Source organism: Limosilactobacillus pontis (assembly GCF_002940945.1).
In the GTDB taxonomy this organism is placed as follows: Bacteria; Bacillota; Bacilli; order Lactobacillales; family Lactobacillaceae; genus Limosilactobacillus; species Limosilactobacillus pontis_A.
This window is the reverse complement of sequence record NZ_PNFV01000002.1, coordinates 66,988-88,730: the sequence shown is the minus strand read 5'-3', so window position 1 is coordinate 88,730 and position 21,743 is coordinate 66,988. Positions and strand designations below refer to the sequence as shown.

Sequence of the window (21,743 nt, the reverse complement as noted above, 5' to 3'; positions counted from 1 at the left end):
AAATATTATTAGGATTTAACAAAGGAGCCAATAATATGCGTGAAGAAGAGCAAGTCAGTCACCATTCTCGCAAGGGGTGGCTATGGCTACTATTAATAATTATTTTAGGTGTCGTTATTGTAGGAGTTCACGAATATCACTCCTTAAAAACGGCATCAAATAAGATGGTAGTGGGTAGTAAGAAACTGCCTACCCAATTAAAAAATAAACGCCCCTTCACCGTCCTGATCATGGGAACTGATGTCGGGGCCCTGGGACGGGGGACCAGTTACGCTGGTAACACTGACACAATGGAACTGGTAACCGTTAACCCCAAGCGTCAGGCGATCACCATGACGGCAATTCCTCGTGATACCTTAGTTAAAGTCAATACTAAGCGCGGGGCCGATTACGTTAAGATCAACGCTGCCTATGCAATCGGTGGCGCCAAACTGGCGCAACATCAAGTCCATGAACTGCTCGACGTTCCCGTCGACTACTATGCCCTGCTGAACATGGGGACGCTGAAGAAGGTTGTCAATGCGGTAGGCGGTGTTACGGTCGATAATCCATTCGCCTTTACCTACGAGGGGCACCATTTCAAGAAGGGTCGCCAGCACCTCAACGGCGACGAGGCTTTGAAGTACTCACGAATGCGTTATGATGACCCTAATAATGACTATGGCCGGCAAAAACGAGGCCAGCAAGTAATTGAATCGGCAATTACGACCTTTAAGAAAAAGGGGTCCCTTGCCGATGCTAATCAGATCATGGAAGCAATTTCCGATGGTGTACGAACCAACCTTCCCGTTAATAACGTTACCACCCTTTACCTAAACTACCACACCGCAATGAATCATGTTCACAAAGATCACCTGCAAGGTAAGGATGCCAAAATCGACGGAACTGATTTTCAAATTGCAACACCTAAAGAAATTACACGGGTATCTAACAATATTAATTGCGCGCTTGGCCGCTCACCAGTAGGTCCTATCCATAACAATGAAACAATGATGTATCACCAGCAGACTACCTGGAACGGCTATAACCGGATTAACTTTACCCTTCCTAATGGAGCACGTTATAACGTTCCCGGCAGTGGTTATTAGCAAATAAAGAGCTGACTCCCCCATCGGAGGGCCAGCTCTTTGTTTTCTATTATTTTCTCAGAACCATTAAATCTCCTGTTCGGGATAAACTCACCTTTATTCTTCCCGACTTTGCAGAATTCGTCCAGGAATATCATGATCTATACTAAAAAATTGGGAACCACTCTTATAATGGCTCCCAATTTTTATTTTTAATAGTTTAATTATCATAGAACAGCTTAACAAAAGTTTAGACGAACAGCGAAACTAGAAGAACAACGCCGAGTCCGATCACAGAGGTCACGCAGGTCAGTACCGACCAAGTGGCCAGGGCTTCCTTGAGACTCAAGCCAAAGTACTCCTTGACCATCCAGAAGCCAGCCCCATTAACATGATCGTCAAATGTCGAACCAGCCCCCACGGCGAGCACCATCAAAACCGGGTCAACCGTTGTGCCAGCAGTTAGCGGCGCGACCAAACCAGCACCTGTCAGTGCGGCCACCGTTGTTGAACCGAGGCAGAAATGGAGGAGAGCCGGGATCAACCATGCAGCTACCAATGGTGAGATACTCGAGTGTAGGAATAATGCAGAGATGTCATTGGCCACCCCACCGGTAACCAGCACCTGTTTAAATGCCCCGGCGCCACCGATAATAAGCAGCATCATTGCAATCTGCTTAATGGCATTCTCCATTGACTGACCAATCTTCTTCATCGCCGTTCCCCGGTAAATACCTAAAGCAATCACGGCAAAAATCAATGAAATTACCATCGCTAAGTCTGGATTCCCAATAAATTGAATGATTGCTGAAAAAAGGCTATGCGCTGGCAAAATATACTTGGCAATAGTGGCAATAATGATTAAGACTAGCGGTAGTGTCGCCGTGATGATGCTGATTCCAAAACTAGGCAGATCTTTGTTAGAGTGGGGCTGATGAATGTCACCAAGCACCGCAATTTGAACATTCTTACGATAAACTTGCGGGTAAACCTTCATCAAGAAGTGGTTGTAAAGCGGACCGGCAATCAGGACGACCGGAATTGCGCAGAGGATACCCACCAACAAAACTTGACCCAACGGTGCATGCAGGATTCCCGCCACGGCAACCGGTGATGGATGTGGTGGCAAAAATGCATGTGCCACGTTTAATGCAACTGCCATTGGCAATGCTAGATATAGAAAGGCGACATCAAGTTCAACGGCGATTGCGTAGATGATCGGTAGTAAAATGACCAGGCCCACCTCAAAGAACATCGCCAGGCCGATAATAAACGAGGTCAGTACAACAGCCAATTCAATATATTTACGACCAAACCTGGCCGTAAAGGTGTTGGCAATTTGAAAGCCAGCTCCCGAATCTGAAATAAGTTGACCTAGCATCGCTCCCAAGCCAAAGATGATTGCGAGGTGGCCAACCTGGTCTCCAATCCCCTGTTCAACCACTGTCGGCACCTTAGTCCAAGGAATCCCCAGGAGGAGACCAACAAATATCGAAACGAGTAACAGAGAGACAAAAGTATTGAGCTTAAGTTTGATGATTAGAAAAAACAGTAATAGCACACCCAATAGCATTATCAGGATCGACATCTTAATTCCCCACTTTCACTATTATTCTTTGTGTTAATTATAGTGAATAAATGAGCAATATCGCAGTCACTAAATGTTCCTGAGCTGAACAGATTAAACCCATCCAACGCCAAACAATTGTTATAATCGCCTTTGTTGTTTCACTAAGGACTCTTTAAAGCAAAACAGCATTTGTAAATCACATAACAATTTATTGAATCCCCCTCTAAATTAAGTCTAGAATAATCAACCAAATCGGTAGAAAAATAATTGAGGTGATGTTTGAAACTATAGAACACTTAGCCGTCATAAGTGGGTATTGATGGTAGTTTACCGAATAAACTACCGGAATTGTTGAGGTTGGGGAGGCCATTAACAGAGTGATAGCCATTATTCCAGTCACCGAAACCGGTCTAACCCCCATTGCCTGACTGGCCAGGACACTCCCCAAGCAAATGGCTGGAACTAGCAACGACTTTATAAGACCGTAGTACCAAGCCAGCCGATCGGTAAGGATCTTCCCCAAGGAAAGATAACTGCCCAGAGTGCATCCCACCAAGAGCCATGAGAGTGGTGCGGCAAGATTAGCAAGATATTGGAGTGGATAATAAAGCCACGGAGCTGTCTGATCAATTCGGTAAAACGCAACCTCATGATGTCCGATAAGCACGTGGGGCGCCAACGGTTGACAAAGCCAGCACAATAGGCCAAGAAGGGTCGCCACTACAATCGGGTTGGCAATAATTTTAACCATTTGTCGCAGTGTCACCGGTTGCTTAGACATTCGAATGTAAACATAAGTATAAAGTAGAATCCCGATAGGCAATGTTAAATAAGGACGCATAGACAACACCGTGGGCGCCAGCGAGCGCTCCAACAATTGGGATGCCAAAGACTGTAGTTGAGCCAAAGGTGGTAATAATCCCCAGAATTTCTCGCTGATTGGCCGAGGACACCCACCAGTAAGCAAAGGGACTGATCACCAATAAGACAGCATAAAGAACAATTCCCCAGACAACCAGGACCACTCCCTGTTTCAACGTTCCAGCGGCGAGCGGCTGCATAAACGAGTTAAAAGCCAGGGCGGGCACCGCAATAACCAGGACCAGCTGGGAAAGCTCGTCGGCAAACCGGGCTGAGAAAACATGCCGGGATGTCAAAACATAGCCTAATCCCGTTATCAAGACAACCGATGCGATGATTCCAATAACCTTCGCGTTTGCAATGATCCGCAATAATTCGTACCAAATATCCATTCTGATCCCCCACTATAAAAAAGCCCACCGGCAGCGATACTAAACAGCTGTGGTCAACTATCAAGTATCGTTCACCGGTGGGTGATTATCCTACTATGCTAAATTAGCGTACTAATGCTGGACGCTTTGGATCGAACTTCCAACCTGGAATCAAGTACTGCATTGCCGCAGCATCATCACGAGCACCCAGGTGGTTATCGACATAGAGTTGGTGGGCCTTCTTGACGGCATCCATGTCAATTTCAACGCCAAGGCCTTCGTTGGTCCGTGGAACCGTCAGTTGTCCATTTTCAATCTTGTATGGGTTCTTCGTCAGGTTCTGACCATCCTGCCAGATCCAGTGGGTATCAACATCGTAAAGCCGGCCAGGAGCAGCGGCAGCGGCATTAGCAACCATTGCCAGGGAAATATCGAAGTGGTTGTTGGAGTGAACACCCCAGTTCAGGTCAAATTCATCGCACAGTTGTGCAACCCGAACGGCACCCTCCATGGTCCAGAAGTGTGGATCTGCCAATGGAATGGAGATAGCATTCAGGGCCAGGGCAGCAGACATCTGCCGCCAGTCGGTATCAACCATGTTGGTGGCTACCGGCATGTGGGTTAACTTCTGGAAACGTGCCAGGATCTCACGACCGGAGAAGCCATTCTCTGCACCAGCTGGGTCTTCGATGTAATGAAGCACGTCCTTCAATTCATCAGCATAGTGAAGGGCCTGCTTAAGGCTCCAACCACCATTAGGATCAAGATCCAGTTTGGCATTCGGAAAGGCCTCGTGAAGAGCCTTCATTGCGGCAACTTCCTTTTCACCATCGAAGACACCTCCCTTGAGCTTGAAAGTCTTGAAGCCGTACTTGTCGTAAGCGGCTTGAGCAAGTTTTACCAGAGAGTCAATGTCCATCGCTGGCTTCCGACGCAGGCGACCCCACTCACTAGAATCATCATCATCTTGAATGTACGGGAGATCAGTCTTAGAGGCATCCCCTACCCAGAAGAGGTAGCCAAGGACCCCGACCTTTTCGCGTTGTTGACCGTCACCCAAGAGAGCCGCAACAGGAACGTGCAGGTGCTTCCCTAGCAGGTCCAGGAAAGCCGTTTCAACTGCTGTCAGGGCATGAACCATGATCCGCAGGTCAAATGTTTGCTTACCACGACCACCCTTGTCAAGGTAGGCAAATTCCTTTTGAATCTTCTGTAGCACAGCCTTGTATTCACCGATGGAGGAGCCAACCACGATATCCTTGGCTTTCTCCAGAGTGTCCGTAATCTTTTCACCACCAGGGACTTCACCTACTCCGACTTGACCTTCATCGGTTGTTAAGATAACAATGTTCCGGGTAAAGAATGGTCCGTGCGCCCCACTGAGGTTGAGCAGCATACTATCATAACCGGCAACCGGGTAAACTTCCATTTTGGCAATCTTTGGAATTGACATATTATAATCTCCTAACCAATTGATTTTTTCAACTTGGATAAATTTATCAAGCTCTCTAATTTTCATTATATTGAAATGTTCAGCATTGAACAGGTACTGTTAATATAGGAGGCGAACTAGTTGTTCTTGTGACTAAACCCGGTTAAAATTAGTAATGTTAAATAGTTATTCGTGAAGAATTAAATAAGGGGTTACTCATGGATATTGATAAGCTAGAAACATTCCTAATGGTTGCCAAATTTGGCAGTTTCCGGGCCGCAGCACAGAAACAGTTCCTGTCACCACGAGCGGTCTCCAAGCAAATGAACCAGATTGAAGCTGAACTTGGCGTCAAACTATTCGAACGGGAGAAGAATCGAACAAAACTGACTTCCTACGGGAGCGACTTCATTGTAACGGCCCAGGACATCGTAAATTCATACAAAACCGCGGTTACCAAGATTAAAACCCGGAACGCAATCCAAGAGAAGCGCCTGAAGTCTGGGATCTCATCTCCAAGTCAATCCACCATTTGGCAGACTGCCCTAACGGACTTCTTAAGCAAGAATCCTGATATTAACATCGAGATCCAGCAGGAAACCGGCCAGCGGCTGCTTTCCCTTGTTGATAGCATGGCCCTCGACTTTTGTATTTCTCCCTACTATGGCACCCATGAAATAGACAAAACCTTTCCCAACCTCCAGCGGGTGGACCTGTATATTGGGACCTTCTATATTGGAATCAGTAAGCTTAACCCGCTAAGCAAGCAGGATTCGATCAGCTTCACTCAATTACAGAATCTAAAACTGCTCTATTACACACCATTCAGTTCGATTCACCTCAAAAAGATCTTCCTTAAGAAGTTTGCCGGCTTACTGCGCGAGGAACAGGTGGAACTGATCACCACCTTGGAACAGCGTAACCTGATGGTCGCTGTCAACAAGGGCTTTGGGCTTTTTCCAAGTGTCCTCGTCGATGAAGAGGAGTTGCAGAACCCGCTGATTAATTTCTTACCGATCCGCGATGACTGCAACGACTTCTACTCATCTGCTTTCTGGTATAACCGGCAAAATACCAACCCAGTATTGAAAAAACTGGTCGATAAATTTAATAACCGCCAGTAAGCTCTGCCCCGCAAGCATAAAACGACTCGCTACATTTACGGCGAGTCGTTTTTGTATTAATTATGCCAAAAAGTCAGTTGCTTCCAGCACCCGAACACAGGCATCATGCTTAATTCCTTCTTGTGCAACCGTCAAATAACCAGTCTCCGGGTCACGCTTGAAGAGGATCAGTTCATGTGACATTTGGTTAGCACAGAGCAAGAAGTCACCATTCTTACTAAGGTCAAAATCACGTGGGGAAACCCCGTTGGTCTTGATCGTCTGAATCTTTTCCAGATGTTTACCACCGTCAATTACCCGGTAGACAGCCAGGGAGTTGTGTCCACGATTAGACGAGTAGACAAACTTGCCGTCAGCGGAAACCCGAATTCCAGCTGATTGATTGTGCCCAGCATAGCCTTCTGGAATGTTGGAATAACTCGCAATCCGACTCAGGTGACCAGTGGCCGGATCATACTTAACAACCGCAGTCCGGCTACCAACCTCGTTCAAGACGTAAATGTAGTTATTCGTATTCTCATTGAATGCCAGTTGCCGTGGACCAAAGCCTGGTTCAACTTCATATTCAAATACCTTCGTCAAGCTGGCATCATCGTTGACGTCGTAGACAAACAACCGATCTGCCCCTAGGGCGCAAACGATCAGCCGGCCGTCTGGCAACAAGCGGGTAAAGTGGATGTGGGCAGCATCTTGAACCGCCTTTGGCCCCCGGCCTTCGATTGGGTAACGGTGTGATTCGACAAACTGGTAGTTATTATCAAGCTTCCACGTGTGGATGGCGTTGGTGTTGTAGTTAGCGGCGAAGACCATCTTTCGTTTGTCATCAAGGTAAACGTAAGAAGGCACGGTATACTTCAGATTGTTCCAATAGTAGAGGTGGTCGAAGTAGTTATAAGCCTCGTAGCTGCCCTTGACGGACTGGTCGAGCATTGATTCAGAAATCAGCTTACCCTTCCCCGTCTGCGGATCAACATCAATGATACCAACCCCACCGGTCTTGTCATCCTTGGTCATTACCACGGCAATTTTGTGATCCTTGATTGAATAATTGAAAAATGCCGGGTTCTCTAACTTAACAACGGGCTCAATGGCGGTTATCGCACCCTTATCTGTGTCCAGGGTAGCGGTGTAAATTCCTTCTGAGCTGTTGTGCTTACCATTCGTGTAACTGTCAGCGGTATAGCCACCAAGTAAAAATTTGTCTTCCATGTTGATACCTTCCTTTCTAATCTATTGTTTCAATCAGACTCTGCTTGATAATCTCCGGCTTCAACTCTTGACCAATCCCGGGACGGTCAGGAACATCAACGTAACCATTTTGGGGAATCAAATCGTCATAAACGGCCGCATTCCGGTCCTTGATATACATTGCACGCTGGTAAACCTCGTGGATATAGAAGTTCGGAATAACCGCTTCAACCTGCAGGGCCGCCGCAATGGCAATTGGTGAACCGCAGACGTGGACCTGAGCATTAATGTCATAGGTGTAAGCCATGTCACAGATCTTCTTGGTTTCGGTGATTCCACCAGCCAACGTCAAGTCAGGCTGGACAATGTCGATCGACCGATCCTCCAACATCTGCCGGAATCCCCAACGGGTAAAGGTCCGTTCCCCACCAGCAATTGCCATCTTGGCTGGCATCTTATCACGGACAATCTTATAGAAGTCTGGATTCATTGGATCAACTGGTTCCTCGTAATAAAGGATGTTCAGCGGTTCAAAGGCGTGAGCATATTCAATCGCCGAGGTGGTATCCGTGTTGGCATGCATGTCGATGATGATGTCAAAGTCTGGACCAACAGCGTCCCGAATAGCCTTGACCCGATCGTAGGCAACCTTGATCTCATGATGGTTCAACGGACCCTTGGTATGCCACGGCTTTTGCGGATCATCGCCCCACATGATGGGGTCAAACTTCAATGCGGTAAAACCAGCTGCCTTTACGCGCCGCGCCACGTCAGCATACTCGGCCGGTGTCGAAAGCTTCGGGTGGGCCGGATCCGGTGCGGTCCCCCAGTTGTACTGCAGCTGACTAGCATAGGCACGCAGGTGTTGGTTGGTCTTCCCCCCTAGTAGTTGGTAAACCGGTGACCGGTAATACTTACCCTTGATGTCCCAAAGGGCAATGTCGATGGCACTGATTGCGGCATTTGGCACAACGCCACCCGCAATTCCCCAGTAGGTTGTTCGTTGCAACTTATCCCAGATCTTTTCAATATTCATCGGGTCATCGCCAATAATGGTGTGGGCAAAGTCCTGAACCATGCCGAAGCCAGCACGCCAGCCCTTACCGTAGGCCAAACCAGCTTCACCAAATCCGGAAATACCCTCATCCGTATTTATACGGACAATAATCGGTGACCATTCTTCGGTCGATCCGCCACCATTCCCGCTGAAGCTGACGTCAGGAGATGGAATCTTCATTACATCAACACTAGTAATCTTCATAAGAGTTAACCTCCAACTTTTGCTATATTGGTTAATCAGGCGAAAACGTTTTCTTGTCCTTACATCCTTATCTTAGTGATTTTATTCACACATTAACAGGAACTAAATATTCACCTGAGATACTTTCTAGTCACTGTGAAATAATGCACAATTAACCTACGATAAAAGCATAGCAATCATTTTGATACCAATTTATTTAGGAGGTATACATCCATGAAGAAAGTATTGTTAAGCGAAAAAATTGACGATGCGGGAATTCAACTATTAAAGGATAATGGTTTTTCCGTCACAATCGCTTCTGGTACTGATGTTGCATCAATGAAGGATGACATCAAGGATGCATACGCAGTTATCATGCGGTCATCCGAACTGCCAGCCGAGGTAATCAACGCTGGTCAACAGCTGAAGATTATCTCCCGGAATGGTACGGGAATCAACAACGTCGACGTTGACGCCGCAACCAAGAAGAATATCCTGGTTGCCAAGGTTAATGGAGCCAACGCCTTCTCAGTTGCCGAATATGTTATTACAACTATGCTGATACTCAGCCGCAAGTTGATGCAGACCGACCAACTCTTGCACGAAAAAAAGGATGAGCTGAGCGGCATGTCATTACCAGGCTTCTCAACCAAGTATCAATTAAATGGGAATGAACTCGCTGGTAAAACCCTCGCCATCCTGGGCTATGGTAAGATCGGCCAGCAGTTGGCCAAGCTAGCACAAGCTTTTAACATGAATGTTATCGGCTACGACCCATATGCTAAAAACGCCGACATCAAGCTGTACGACAATCTAACGGATATCTACCCAGTTGCCGACTTTATTTCCATTAATATGCCATTGACGCCGGAAACCAAGGATACGATCACGGCCAAGGAACTCAAGATGATGAAGAAGACTGCTTTCCTCATTAACTCAGCTCGAGGCGGTATCGTCAACGAAGCTGATTTAGCCGTTGCACTGAACAGCGGCATCATTGCCGGAGCAGCCATCGACTCCTTCAATCCTGAGCCACCAAGTCCGGATAACCCGCTATTCACCAGTAAGAACACAATTGTAACGAGCCACGTCGCCGGAACTACCAAAGAAGCCAACAAACGGCTTGGCCTGGGGGCAGCACAAGCTATCATCGACTACGCTAACGGCAAGATGCCGCAGTTCCCAGTTAATCCTGAAGTTGGGATTTCCAAGGAGGACTAATCACCATGAAACACACTAAACTAATCAGTGGAATTATTGGGATTGTTCTCGGGATCATCATTGCATTCTTCATTCCAGCACCGGCTGGTCTTTCCCACGCTGGGATGGTTGTACTGGCTTCGTTAGTGACCGCCAACATCTTCTGGATCTTCAACGTCATCCCGAGTTTTGTCACTGGGCTGTTAATGCTCTCCTCGTGGGTCATCCTGCGGGCCGTTGACTTCCCGACTGCCTTCAATATTTTCTCCTCAACTACTATGTGGATTATCATTGGCGGCCTGGGCTTAGGGGCTGCTGCCACTAAGTCCGGTCTGATCAACCGGATTGCCCTAAACATTATGAAACTCTTCCCTGCTAACTTTAGTGGGCAGACGCTGGCACTGTTTACCGCCGGAACAATCATTTCACCAATGATCCCGAGTGCTCACCCTAAGACTGCAATGAGTACCCCATTGGCCCTAGGGATCAGCGAATCACTAGGTTATAAGAATAAGACAAAGGAAAGCTCCGGGATCTTCCTAGCTGCCATCTGGGGCTTCTTGGTAATGGAAGCCAGCTTCCTTAGTGCTACCGCTCAAAACTATGCCTTCAAGGGACTGCTGCCCCAAAAGGCCCAGGCAACGATGAGCTGGGGCAATTGGTTCTTAATGATGCTGCCTTGGACAGTAATCACCTTGGTATTTGGCTTCTTCTTGCTGAAGTTCCTCTTCGCACCCAAGAACGACAAGCCAGCTTCCAAGGAATTCATCTCTGAGCAACTGCGCAAATTGGGCCCAATGTCCAGGAACGAGAAGATCACGGCGGCCGTTATTCTAATCGCTATCATCTTCTGGATTCTCGAAACTACCCTGCAGATTCCAGCTGCTGTCACCGCCCTGTGCGGCGTAAGTATCCTTGTCGTTACCGGAGTCCTGACACCACAAGATATTAGTAAACGGCTGAGTTGGAACACGATCATCTTCATCGGGACCGTTATGGCTCTGGGAAATGTAATGCAGGTTGTTAAGCTGACCACCTGGTTGCGGATCATCCTTAAGCCAGTTATCAGTCCTATTCTTGGCAATATCTACATTACAGTTATTGCACTGCCAATTATCATCTACCTGTGCAAGTTTGTCGTTGTTTCACTGATTTCCACTGGGACGTTGATCATCATCGCTCTGTTACCATTCTTCTCCACGATGAGTTTCAGTCCGGCCATCATTGCCCTAGTTGTCACGACTAGTGTCAATATCTGGATGCTGTCATACATGGATGCCCCATTCCTAACCGGGATGGCTGCTGTTAACGATAAAATGGCGACGCGAGCCGCGTTGGCTAAATCTTCGCTCGGCTACATGTTTATCAACATTATCGGCCTACTGCTCTGTGTTCCCGTTTGGAAATTAATGGGAATTGCTTAATCTCCTAGATGTTTCTCTCCCACAGAATCATGCACTATTTTGAGGTTAAGTAATTAAACATAATTAGCCAAAGAGCCAACCGACTTTCGGTTGGCTCTTTTGTTGTACTTATTATTGAATAACCAAGCAGAAACTGGGAAACCATCGCGGCAAATGTCCTCATCCTCGGTGACCTCAACATCTCAACCAAGGAAGACGTCATCGCCATAATGAAAGGCGGCACCGGTCAGCGTGTTTCACGATAAACAATCGTACCTAAACTAAAAAATCTGGAAGAACAATGTTCTCCCAGATTTTTTCTTTACTTATCGTAGAAGTGTTGCCACTCCTTATTGATATTTTGACGGGTGGTCTTCGTTCCAGCCCACGATGGCACCTTGACAACTCCGTCAATCTTATCCTTCGGTACAAAGCCCCAGTAGCGACCATCATTGGAAACACTCCGGTGGTCCCCCAAGACGAAGTATTCGCCCTGCGGCACCTTGGTGGCCCCGTTGTGCTTCAGCCAGCTGTTCTGTACGGAAATACTCTTCAGGGTCCAGTTACCAGTCCCTTCATCCCGCTGCTTCATGCTGATATAGTCCTGGTTAATCTTCTTACCGTTGACATAAATGTTACCATTCTTGGACCGGACCGTGTCCCCCGGCAGACCAATAACCCGCTTGACATAGTCGGTCTTAACAGCCACCTGGGGATCAACACCGTTGGCATCAAAGATCACAACGCTCCCATGGTGGATCTGTGACCGCTTCAAGCAGAAGACCCGCTCGTTGTTCTGCAGGTTTGGCTGCATCGACGGCCCGTCGACCCGGACAACTTGAAACAGAAACTGTTTAATCAGCAGGGCAATCAACAGCCCGATCACAATCGGGATCACCCAGCTCATCACTTGCCGAAATGTTTTCATTAACTTTGCCTCACAATACCAAACTTATTTACTTCTTATCATACTCTTCCATGAGTTGTTTGGACAGCTGATAATCACCAACGTAAGGAACATCGTGCCCACGCTCGTGCATGAACTGTTCCCTGCCCTTAGCAGCCATAAACATAGCGTCACCCGGCTTAGCCATGGCAAAGGCCTCCTTGATTGCAGCTACCCGGTCAACATTGATGATCACTTGAACGTTCGGGTTGGTGATGTGCTCCTTGATCGCCTCATCAATATGGTGGGGATCTTCAAAGAAGTTATCCTCACTTGTCAGAATCGCCACATCCGCAAATTCGGAGAGGGCCCGTCCAATGTCCTTACGACGGGACTCAGCCTTACCACCTGCGGCCCCGATCACCACGATCAAGCGGCCATCTGGGTACTCGTGTTTCATAAAGCTGAAGCTCTCCTTGAGACTCAGATAGTTATGAGCATAATCAACACAAGCCACCAGTCCCTGCTTATTCTTCAAGAACTCCATCCGGCCAGGAACCTTGGTTTCCTTCAAACCAGCCGCAAAGTCATCGCTATCATCCTTTAGCTGGGCACTGACCGCGATGGCCGCTAAAGCGTTGCTGTAGTTAAAGTGACCCGGAATCATAATCCGAAAGTCGCCATCCACCTGAGGCAGGTCTGCGTTATGGGTGGAAACACTGAAATGGCCGTGCTGTCCACCGTGGTAACGATAGTCGGCATCGCCCTGGTCGCTACCAAAGGTGATCAGTTTCTTCCCCAGCTCACGAGCCTTTTGTGACAACAGGTCATAGTAGTCCATATCCCGGTTCAAAATAACGGTGTCGCTGTTGACGATGATCTGACTCTTGCAGTACAGGTAATCATCGAAGGTTGGGTGCTCAACCGGGCTGATGTGGTCTGGTGAGATGTTAAGAAAGACCCCAATATTGAAATGAAGGCCATAGACCCGCGACTTCTTGTAAGCCTGGCTGGAAACCTCCATTACCAGGTATTTCATCCCGTTATCGACCGCCTCGCGCATCATCCGGAAAAGGTCCAGGGATTCGGGAGTTGTCAGGTGGGATTCAATAAAATGCTCTCCATCAAGGCACTCATCGATTGAGGAGAACTGGCCGACAATTGGTCCGTAGACGTGACGAAGAATATGACGAGTGAAGTAAACCGAAGTCGTCTTCCCCTTCGTTCCAGTAAAACCAACCAATTGCAGTTCCTTCTCCGGACAACCATAGAAATACCGAGCTACCGTGGCCATCGCCTTTTGGATGTCAGTCACAATGATCTGAGGAACCGCCTGAGCCGCAGTGCTGAGCTCATCGTGGTAAACCAGTTCAGACATAAAAGCACTGGCCCCAGCTGCAATGGCATTCTCCAGATACTTCGGATTGAAGTTGTTTCCCTTGCAGAAGAAGAGGGTACCATCCGCCACTTTACGGGAATCGTAGGCAAGAGACTGCGGTACCACTTTGGCTGCAACGGACGGCAGGGTATAAGACCAGTGACCGTTAACAATTGTTTCCTTGTACAGACCCTCTGCCTTCAGAAGGTCCGTCATTTCCTTTAGTGAAAGCATCCCTATTCTGCCACCTCGTCTAACTTCTTTACTTCTTCAGGAATAAAGTCATCAATAAAGTACTGCTTGTACCATACCAAGAAGGTGTAGATCGTCCAGATCTTCCGCCGACCATCAACCTTGTCGTTGTAATTGTCATCCAGCAGCTGAAGAATCTTATCCTGGTCGAAGAATTCCTTGACGAAGTCCTGTTCAAAGAGCTCACGGACCTCCGCATAGTACTTTTTCTCACGCAACCATGCCCGCACCGGAACTGGGAAGCCCATCTTTGGCCGGGTTGCCCATTCCTCTGGCAAGTGCCGGTTAGCAGCCATCCGAAAGGCCCACTTGGTACCGTGGCGGTTGAAGAGGTACTTGGTCGGCGTGTGGCCCGCAACCCGCATAACTTCTTTATCCAGCAGTGGGACCCGAAGCTCCAGGGAGTTGGCCATACTCATCTTATCGGCCTTCAGACAGATGTCGCCCGGCATGAACTTGTGGATATCGAGATACTGCTTCTTAGCCACCTCATCAATATCCTTGTCCTCAACATTCTTCAGGATCGGATCGATGATGTCGTCAATGGTTGGCCCACAGTTGTACTTGTCCTGTAGGATGTCGGCTGCCTCATCTGGTGAAAAGATGTAGGCCTGACCAATGAACTTGGATTCCCGCACAGGGGCCAGAGCACGGAACATATGCAGCTGACCATGGAAGTGTTTACCATCTAGCCACTTAGCAATCTTGTATCGCTTGGCTTGCGGAAGTTCTCGCAACTTATCGGTAAACCAGCGAATCAGCATGGAGTTGGAGTTAAATCCGTAATCAATGTAACCGGCAAACAGCTCGTCAGCCCCTTCCCCAGACAGCATCGCTTTGTAGCCATTCTCCTTGGCCAACCGGGTCAAAAAGTACAAGGGAATGACGGACGGGTTGGAATCTGGTTCGTCCAAGTAGTACTGGATCAGTGGGAAGGTGTGGAAGGCCTCCTCATCGGTCAGCTTGGCGTCAGTGTTCTTTAACTTCAACTTGGCCGCCAGCTCCCGAGCCTGCTTGGTCTCGTCATAAGTACTGTCAAAGCCGATGGAGAAGGTGTTGTCCGGCCGCATCATTGCTGTTACGTAGCTGGAATCAACCCCGGCAGACAGGAAGGAACCAACCTTGATCCCCTTATCAGCGAAGGAATGGGCCTTGACTGAGTTGGTAACGATATTTTCAATGTTATCAACGGCCTGGTCGAAGGTCTCATCCTGGGGGTCAAAATCGGCGTCCCAGTATTCCTTCATGCTAAACTGACCATCCTTATAGTGGAAACAGTGGCCCTCTGGCAGCTTGTAGATGCCCTTGAAGAAGGTTTCCTGGGTGCCTGAGTACTGGAAGGTCATGTAAGGCTTCAGGGCCTCTTTGTTTAACTGCTTGTCGAAGTTCGGGTGATCCAGGAAGGCTTTAATTTCGGAGCCAACGAAGAAGGTCCCGTTCATCTTACCGTAGTATAGCGGCTTGATACCGAAGTGATCCCGGGCCCCAAACATCTCCTGGCTCTTGAAATCCCAAATGATGAAGGCAAACATCCCCCGCAGCCGCTTCAAGACATCATCGCCCCATTCTTCGTAACCATGCAGGATAACCTCAGTGTCCGCATGAGTTGAGAAGGTGTGGCCACGCTTAATCAGTTCCTCGCGTAGTTCCTGGAAGTTGTAGATCTCACCGTTGAACTCAATAGCCATCGACTTATTTTCGTTGAAGATCGGCTGGTTACCGCTCTTCACGTCGATAAAGCTCAACCGGCGGAACCCCAGTGCCACGTTCTCATCCACGTATTGGCCCTCTGAGTCGGGACCTCGGTGGATGATCCGGTTCTTCATTTTTTTGATCAGCTTATCCTTGATTTGTGGCTTTTCATTATCCACAAACGCAACAATTCCACACATATTTTTCTCCTATCTATATTAGCGTTGAACGAAGTACTTCTGGTAATTCTTGTTAATGATCCAGAACGAGTAGTGCATCAACAACCGTTGCTTGAGCGTATCATGCTTGTCAAAGGCTGTAGTTCCCCACTTGCCAGCAGCAAGTAGCTGTTTAGCCTTATCCTTGTACTTGTTTTCCTTGGCATACTTGTAGAAGACCTTCTTCGGGCCATTCATCCAGAGCATGTCTCCCTCAGCGTAGTCGGTACCAGTGAAAGGTTGGTGGTCGATCACGTCGTCAACCACATACTTGGCCAGGTTGTAACCATTCAGGGTGCAGTAAAAGCTGCTCCGGCCCTGCCGCAGGTTGATCTCGAAGATCTTAAACTGCTTATCGCGACGATCATACTTCATATCGAAGTCTGCAAAGCCGACATACTTGACCTCCTCTAAGAACTTCTGGATGGTCTTGTAAATAGCCATGTCCTTCTCAGGGAGGATCACCATGTAGTTACCAACGGCAACTGGTGATGGATCTTCCAAAAGCGGGTGGGCCAGACTGATCATTCGAACGCGGTGGTCAGAATCAACGTAGGCGTTGACCGTCCGCATGTTGGAGTCATCACCAGGAATAAAGTCCTGAGCGATCATCTTGCCAGTGTAACCCGCCTGATAGATTTTGGGCATTAGCTCGTCGAACTGTTCCCGCTTGTCCAAAACATAGGCCTTCTTACGACCCTCAAAATGCACGTCCAGCCATTCCACACTATCAGATGGCTTTAGGGCGATTGGAAAATCAAATGGCAGGTCAATCGCCTTCCCGGATTCGACCTCCTCTTTCGTGATAATCTTCGTCTTCGGATAGGGAAGGCCGTACTTTTCAGCAGCTTCATAGAAAGTTTCCTTGGTGCCCAACCGATTAAAAAGATCTGCGTCGACATAGGGACAAATGAAATTCTTCTTCAATTCGTCCAGGTGCTTGGCAATCAGCTCGGTGTAACCATCCCCACACGACAGTAAGAGATACTTTTTGTTAGGGTCGAGGTTAGCAGCAATTTTACGCATCGTTTCAATGAATACCGGGTCCTCATTGAAACCTTCGATAACGTGGACATCGACCAGCTTGGTGTAACGCGTCGGTGCCATGTGCATCACCCCATAGGCAATGCTCTTGATTCCGTATTGTGAGTAAAAGGAACGCGCCATTCCGTAGCAGTTAAAGTCGGTTCCCAACAGAATTGGTTGGAAGTCAGTCCGCTTTTCTTTGCTTGACATCTTTTTCATCTCTCAATTGCCTCATTTACTAAATTTAAATCAAACTTTAGTATAACTATTCTAATAATGTTTGTAAATATGAATGCCTAATTTCAAAAGTCCAGAAAGTAAAAGGCTGTGGCAACAAATAACTCTTCGCCACGACCCTTTATGAACCATCTTTAATATGTAAACAGCAAAAAATGATTAATTTTAGCGGACACTTATTTGCCATCACAATTTTATAAAAGCGAGGAGTAGTTGCTCATCGAGTAATTGCTCCTCACTTCTGTATTATTCGTGATTTACTGTTCGCTCTTCTTAGAAAACTTCCCCTGACGAACATAGACGCTCAAGATGGCAATATCGGCTGGGTTAACCCCGGAGATCCGAGAAGCCTGGGCCAGGGTTTCAGGACGAATCTTCTCAAGCTTCTGCCGGCCCTCCGTTGCCAGACCGTCGATGTCCTCATAGTCAATATCATCTGGAATCCGCTTGGCCTCCATCCGCTTCATCCGCTCAACCTTGACCTCTTCTTTCTTGATATAGCCCGCGTACTTGAGCTGAATCTCTACTTGTTCGATCACGTGCCGATCCAGAGTTCCCTGTGGAGCCGGAATAAAGTTCAGCAGGGTCTGGTAGTCAAAGTACGGTCGCTTCAGCAGATCGGCGGCAGCTACCGCATCCTTTAATCGATTATCACCATGCTGCTCGATGAAGGTATTGATCTTATCATCACTTGGCTTAAGCTTGATCGACTTTAGACGCTTAATCTCGGCGGCTACCTTAGCCTTCTTCGCCTCCATCTTAGCCAGGCGCTCATCGCTGACCAAGCCAACGGCGTGTCCCTTCTCCATCAAACGGAAGTCGGCGTTATCATGGCGGAGGATCAACCGATATTCAGCACGGCTAGTCAGCAGGCGGTAGGGTTCCTTGGTCCCCTTGGTAACCAGGTCATCGATCATCACACCAATATAAGCATCAGACCGCTTGAGGACAAACGGCTTCTTCCCCTGAGCCCGGAGTCCCGCGTTGATCCCGGCAATCAGTCCCTGACCGGCCGCCTCTTCATAACCGGAGGAACCGTTGGTCTGCCCCGCGGTATAGAGGTTTTTAACGATCTTGGTCTCCAGAGTCGGGTGAAGCTGGTAAGGCGCCACCACGTCGTACTCAATGGCGTAGCCTGGCCGCATCAGTTGGGCGTTTTCCAACCCCTTGATCGAGTGAACAATCTTGTTTTGGATCTCCTCTGGCATCGAAGTTGAAACCCCGTCGAGGTAGTACTCGTCGGTATCACGTCCCTCAGGTTCCAGGAAGACCTGGTGGCGAGACTTATCGGCAAACCGGACAATCTTATCCTCAATCGATGGGCAATAGCGGGGACCAACCCCCTTAATCATTCCGGAGAACATTGGGGCGCGATCCAGGTTATCCCGGATAATTCCGTGGGTAGTCGGGTTAGTGTAGGTCAACCAACAAGCTAACTGATCGGAAACAGAAATGTATTGACTGTCTGGGGTGTCAAAGCTGAAATGGTGCGGCTCCTCGTCGCCAGGCTGGATGTCGGTCTCATCAAAGTTAATCGTATTCCCGTTAACCCGCGGCGGCGTCCCTGTCTTGAACCGTTCCAGGTCGAAGCCCAGAGCCTCCAAGTTCTCTGATAGCTTGACCGCCGACTTAGAGTTGTTCGGACCAGACTGGTACTGGAGTTCACCAATGATAATCTTGCCCCGAGCGGCGGTACCAACGGTCAGAACGACTGTCTTGGCGTGGTAACGGGCCCCAGTATTGGTGATAACCCCCTTGCAAACGCCATCCTCGACGATTAGTTGGTCAACCGTTGCTTGACGTAACGTCAGATTTGGCTCGCGCTCAATTGTCAGCTTCATTTGACGGTGGTAGGCATGCTTGTCAGCCTGGGCCCGCAGTGCGCGAACAGCTGGGCCCTTTCCGGTGTTAAGCATTCGCATCTGAACATAGGTCTTATCGATGTTATGCCCCATTTCACCACCGAGGGCGTCGATCTCACGGACCACGATCCCCTTGGCTGGGCCCCCGACAGACGGGTTGCATGGCATAAATGCCACCATTTCCAGACTAATCGTCACCAGCAGGGTCTTGTTACCCATCCGGGCAGCGGCCAGGGCTGCCTCACTCCCGGCATGACCAGCACCAACAACAATGACATCATAGTCGCCGCCCTCATACTGAACGGCGTCCGAGGTTTTCAATGATTCTGCAGACTTCATAAAACATTCCCTACTTTCCTAGGCAGAATTGACTAAACAATTGATCGAGCAGTTCGTCTTGGTAACTGTCCCCGGTGATCTCACCGAGCAGGTCCCAACAACGGGTCATGTCAATCTGTACCAAGTCGACCGGCATCCCATCCGCAATCCCCTTTAAGACATCGCTTAAGGCATCGTTAGCCTGGTGAAGGAGACCAATATGACGGGCGTTGGTAACCATGACATTATTCTGGCTGCTCTCGATCCCCTGGTCAAAGAACATGTGACTGATCTGGGTACCCAGCTGGTCCATCCCCTCATGCTTGACGATTGAGGTTTCAATCAAGGCATCGTCACCGACCAGCTTCTTCAAATGATCCAAGTCTAACTGACTCGGCAGGTCGGTCTTGTTCAAGATGACAATCCGCTGTTTGTCCTTAGTCGCCTTCAGCAGCTTTTCATCCTCGAGCGTCAACGGTTCTGAATTATCAATCAGCAACAGAACCAAGTCAGCTGCATCCAAGGCTTTGCGGCTCCGCTCAACCCCAATTTTCTCAACCGTGTCGGCGGTATCGCGGATTCCGGCGGTGTCGATCAGCTTCAGTGGTACTCCATTGACGTTGACGTACTCCTCAATCACATCTCGGGTTGTCCCAGCAACGTTGGTGACAATCGCCTTATCCTCATGAAGCAACGCGTTCAACAGGCTGGACTTGCCGACGTTGGGCCGACCAATGATTGCCGTTGCTAACCCCTCACGCAGGACTTTTCCCTGCTTGGCCGTCTTAAGGAGGGCCTGAATCCGTTGCTGGATATCGGTAGCCTTCTCCTTAAGCATCTTGGTGGTCATCTCCTCGACATCATCGTATTCAGGATAGTCGATGTTGACCTCAACCTGGGCCAGCACATCCAGGATATCCTTACGCAGGTGGCGAATCAGGCGAGAAAGGTCCCCGTCCAATTGATTCAAGGCCACCTTCATCGACTTGTCCGTTTTAGCGCGAATCAGATCCATCACCGCCTCGGATTGGGAGAGGTCAATCCGGCCATTCAGGAAGGCCCGCTTGGTAAACTCACCCGGTTCGGCCATCCGGGCCCCGTAGCTCAATACCAGCTGGAGGATCCGGTTGGTGGCAAGCAGGCCCCCGTGGCAATTGATCTCAATTACATCTTCCTTGGTATAGGTGTGCGGCGCCCGCATAACCGAGACCATCACTTCATCGACTTCCTCTTTGGTTTCAGGGTCGATGATATGACCATAGTTGATCGTATGGCTAGCCACCTTGCTCAGGTCCTTGCCTTTGTAAATTTGCTGGGCCACCTTGACCGCATCATCCCCACTGATCCGGATAATCGAGATACCACCCTCGCCCACTGGGGTTGAAATGGCCGCAATCGTATCTGCCTCACTGTTTGCCATGATATTCGCTCCTTTCTAATAAAAAAAGCGCCCAGTCCACGTCTGAGGGCATTCCTGCCGTCATCATGGTCAAAGCACTTTCACTACTTTAACGAGTTTAATTTGAATAACCGTCAATATTCTAAAATCATCGATGGTAAATGTCAACCAAAGACTGCCAGGCTAGTTTTGCGGGGCAACCACCACACTTCGGTAGGGCTCACGACCATGCGAATAAGTCTTGACATGAGGGTTCCCCTCGAGTTCCTTATGCAGCTGCTTGCGCTCCCGGGCTGGCATTGGATCGAGAAAAACGGCCTGGCCACTAGCGACTACCTCGGTCTCTGCACGCTGGGCCAGCTCACGGAGAGCCTGACGGCGGCGTTCCCGGTAGTCAGCGGTATCGAGCATAACCACCGTTTTCGGGGCACCGTGATAGTTCATAAAGACATTGCTCAGCTGTTCCAAGGCGTTAATCCGTTGCCCATGACGCCCGATGACCCGGCCTGGTTTCGGCGTCTTGATGTTAATCGTGATCGCATGGGCCTCTACCTGAGTGATAGCTGGGACCGTTCCGACGCCTAATGTCTTAAAAATTCCCCGCAGATATTCCACCAACTGGTCCCCAGCAGTTCGTACCTTCGCTAGGTTAGCAGCGTGTCGAGCCTTGATTACGGCCGGGTCCAGCTCATTTTCGGCTGTGATGGCAGCTGGTGACGTGGTCGACCGAGGCGTAACGGGTACAGTTGCCTGGCCACTAGTTGGATGTTTGGCCAACTCAGTAGCCGCAGCAGATGAAGCCGGTGCTGATGATTCGGCTGGCTGTAGCTTGGCTACCAAGTTGGCACTAATCTTAGCTGCCCGTCGTCCGATTCCAAAGAAGCCATTACGGGGTTCCTGAAGGACCTTGACCGTCAGTTGATCTGCGCCCACTCCGAGGTCTGCAACGGCTGCCTGTTTGGCATCTGTAATTGTTTTACCGGTATAGATTGGCATTTTATTCATTCCTTTAAATTACA

17 protein-coding genes are annotated in these 21,743 nt (G+C 48.8%); 4 read left to right on the top strand and 13 right to left on the bottom strand.

Annotated elements, in window-relative coordinates:
* Positions 1-35 precede the first annotated feature (35 nt).
* Positions 36-1,088, top strand: coding sequence for an LCP family protein (locus tag CK797_RS02130; protein WP_104688165.1), 1,053 nt, complete (start codon positions 36-38; stop codon positions 1,086-1,088).
* A gap of 229 nt (positions 1,089-1,317) precedes the next feature.
* Here CK797_RS02130 and CK797_RS02125 read toward each other — a convergent pair whose 3' ends face one another.
* From CK797_RS02125 to CK797_RS02110, 4 genes are all read right to left on the bottom strand, one after another.
* Positions 1,318-2,655, bottom strand: coding sequence for a gluconate:H+ symporter (locus CK797_RS02125; protein WP_104688164.1), 1,338 nt, complete (start codon positions 2,653-2,655; stop codon positions 1,318-1,320).
* Positions 2,656-2,860: 205 nt separating this feature from the next.
* Positions 2,861-3,388, bottom strand: a complete 528-nt coding sequence (locus CK797_RS02120) for a hypothetical protein (RefSeq protein WP_146085274.1) — start codon at positions 3,386-3,388, stop codon at positions 2,861-2,863.
* A gap of 22 nt (positions 3,389-3,410) precedes the next feature.
* Positions 3,411-3,890, bottom strand: coding sequence for an AEC family transporter (locus CK797_RS02115; RefSeq protein ID WP_104688162.1), 480 nt, complete (start codon positions 3,888-3,890; stop codon positions 3,411-3,413).
* A gap of 103 nt (positions 3,891-3,993) precedes the next feature.
* The gene (locus CK797_RS02110) at positions 3,994-5,322 is read right to left on the bottom strand and encodes an enolase C-terminal domain-like protein (protein WP_104688161.1); all 1,329 of its coding nucleotides are present in this window, start codon (positions 5,320-5,322) and stop codon (positions 3,994-3,996) included.
* Positions 5,323-5,519: 197 nt separating this feature from the next.
* Between CK797_RS02110 and CK797_RS02105 the strand changes: the two genes are divergently transcribed.
* Positions 5,520-6,425, top strand: a complete 906-nt coding sequence (locus tag CK797_RS02105; protein WP_104688160.1) for a LysR family transcriptional regulator — start codon at positions 5,520-5,522, stop codon at positions 6,423-6,425.
* A 60-nt stretch (positions 6,426-6,485) separates the two neighbouring features.
* Here the strand turns inward: CK797_RS02105 and CK797_RS02100 are convergent, their stop codons facing one another.
* Together CK797_RS02100 and CK797_RS02095 are read right to left on the bottom strand one after the other, a co-directional pair.
* Positions 6,486-7,634: a lactonase family protein gene (locus CK797_RS02100; RefSeq protein WP_104688159.1), complete on the bottom strand. Its 1,149-nt coding sequence runs from the start codon at positions 7,632-7,634 to the stop codon at positions 6,486-6,488.
* Between the two features lie 16 nt (positions 7,635-7,650).
* Positions 7,651-8,874 (bottom strand): mandelate racemase/muconate lactonizing enzyme family protein, encoded by a 1,224-nt coding sequence (locus tag CK797_RS02095; RefSeq protein ID WP_104688158.1) that lies wholly within the window; start codon positions 8,872-8,874, stop codon positions 7,651-7,653.
* Positions 8,875-9,087: 213 nt separating this feature from the next.
* Between CK797_RS02095 and CK797_RS02090 the strand changes: the two genes are divergently transcribed.
* Together CK797_RS02090 and CK797_RS02085 are read left to right on the top strand one after the other, a co-directional pair.
* Positions 9,088-10,074 (top strand): hydroxyacid dehydrogenase, encoded by a 987-nt coding sequence (locus tag CK797_RS02090; RefSeq protein WP_104688157.1) that lies wholly within the window; start codon positions 9,088-9,090, stop codon positions 10,072-10,074.
* Positions 10,075-10,079: 5 nt separating this feature from the next.
* Positions 10,080-11,477, top strand: coding sequence for an SLC13 family permease (locus CK797_RS02085; protein WP_104688156.1), 1,398 nt, complete (start codon positions 10,080-10,082; stop codon positions 11,475-11,477).
* A 301-nt stretch (positions 11,478-11,778) separates the two neighbouring features.
* On the opposite strand, the gene lepB is transcribed toward CK797_RS02085, so the two are convergent.
* The 7 genes from lepB to jag form a co-directional block, all read right to left on the bottom strand.
* Entirely contained in the window at positions 11,779-12,384 is a 606-nt protein-coding gene (lepB, locus tag CK797_RS02080; RefSeq protein ID WP_104688155.1) for a signal peptidase I, read from the bottom strand.
* 28 nt (positions 12,385-12,412) lie between these two features.
* Complete coding sequence (gene murE / locus CK797_RS02075) at positions 12,413-13,954, bottom strand: UDP-N-acetylmuramyl-tripeptide synthetase (protein ID WP_104688154.1); 1,542 nt, start codon at positions 13,952-13,954, stop codon at positions 12,413-12,415.
* A gap of 2 nt (positions 13,955-13,956) precedes the next feature.
* Entirely contained in the window at positions 13,957-15,864 is a 1,908-nt protein-coding gene (gene asnB / locus CK797_RS02070) for an asparagine synthase (glutamine-hydrolyzing) (RefSeq protein ID WP_104688153.1), read from the bottom strand.
* A gap of 18 nt (positions 15,865-15,882) precedes the next feature.
* Positions 15,883-17,118, bottom strand: a complete 1,236-nt coding sequence (locus CK797_RS02065; RefSeq protein WP_104688314.1) for a carboxylate--amine ligase — start codon at positions 17,116-17,118, stop codon at positions 15,883-15,885.
* Between the two features lie 284 nt (positions 17,119-17,402).
* Complete coding sequence (gene mnmG / locus CK797_RS02060; RefSeq protein WP_104688152.1) at positions 17,403-19,346, bottom strand: tRNA uridine-5-carboxymethylaminomethyl(34) synthesis enzyme MnmG; 1,944 nt, start codon at positions 19,344-19,346, stop codon at positions 17,403-17,405.
* Positions 19,347-19,356: 10 nt separating this feature from the next.
* Positions 19,357-20,745 (bottom strand): tRNA uridine-5-carboxymethylaminomethyl(34) synthesis GTPase MnmE, encoded by a 1,389-nt coding sequence (gene mnmE, locus CK797_RS02055; protein WP_104688151.1) that lies wholly within the window; start codon positions 20,743-20,745, stop codon positions 19,357-19,359.
* Positions 20,746-20,907: 162 nt separating this feature from the next.
* Positions 20,908-21,720 carry an RNA-binding cell elongation regulator Jag/EloR gene (gene jag / locus CK797_RS02050; RefSeq protein ID WP_104688150.1) on the bottom strand — a complete coding sequence of 271 codons (813 nt, stop codon included), beginning with the start codon at positions 21,718-21,720 and terminating at the stop codon, positions 20,908-20,910.
* Positions 21,721-21,743 lie beyond the last annotated feature (23 nt).

Coding starts and splice junctions, on each gene's coding strand:
- CK797_RS02120 (WP_146085274.1), bottom strand. CDS start 3,388: ATGGTTAAAATTATTGCCAACCCGATTGTAGTGGCGACCCTTCTTGGC.
- murE (WP_104688154.1), bottom strand. CDS start 13,954: ATGCTTTCACTAAAGGAAATGACGGACCTTCTGAAGGCAGAGGGTCTG.
- CK797_RS02105 (WP_104688160.1), top strand. CDS start 5,520: ATGGATATTGATAAGCTAGAAACATTCCTAATGGTTGCCAAATTTGGC.
- CK797_RS02065 (WP_104688314.1), bottom strand. CDS start 17,118: ATGTCAAGCAAAGAAAAGCGGACTGACTTCCAACCAATTCTGTTGGGA.
- CK797_RS02095 (WP_104688158.1), bottom strand. CDS start 8,874: ATGAAGATTACTAGTGTTGATGTAATGAAGATTCCATCTCCTGACGTC.
- CK797_RS02085 (WP_104688156.1), top strand. CDS start 10,080: ATGAAACACACTAAACTAATCAGTGGAATTATTGGGATTGTTCTCGGG.
- mnmE (WP_104688151.1), bottom strand. CDS start 20,745: ATGGCAAACAGTGAGGCAGATACGATTGCGGCCATTTCAACCCCAGTG.
- CK797_RS02125 (WP_104688164.1), bottom strand. CDS start 2,655: ATGTCGATCCTGATAATGCTATTGGGTGTGCTATTACTGTTTTTTCTA.
- mnmG (WP_104688152.1), bottom strand. CDS start 19,346: ATGAAGTCTGCAGAATCATTGAAAACCTCGGACGCCGTTCAGTATGAG.
- CK797_RS02130 (WP_104688165.1), top strand. CDS start 36: ATGCGTGAAGAAGAGCAAGTCAGTCACCATTCTCGCAAGGGGTGGCTA.
- lepB (WP_104688155.1), bottom strand. CDS start 12,384: ATGAAAACATTTCGGCAAGTGATGAGCTGGGTGATCCCGATTGTGATC.
- CK797_RS02110 (WP_104688161.1), bottom strand. CDS start 5,322: ATGTCAATTCCAAAGATTGCCAAAATGGAAGTTTACCCGGTTGCCGGT.
- jag (WP_104688150.1), bottom strand. CDS start 21,720: ATGCCAATCTATACCGGTAAAACAATTACAGATGCCAAACAGGCAGCC.
- CK797_RS02090 (WP_104688157.1), top strand. CDS start 9,088: ATGAAGAAAGTATTGTTAAGCGAAAAAATTGACGATGCGGGAATTCAA.
- asnB (WP_104688153.1), bottom strand. CDS start 15,864: ATGTGTGGAATTGTTGCGTTTGTGGATAATGAAAAGCCACAAATCAAG.
- CK797_RS02115 (WP_104688162.1), bottom strand. CDS start 3,890: ATGGATATTTGGTACGAATTATTGCGGATCATTGCAAACGCGAAGGTT.
- CK797_RS02100 (WP_104688159.1), bottom strand. CDS start 7,634: ATGGAAGACAAATTTTTACTTGGTGGCTATACCGCTGACAGTTACACG.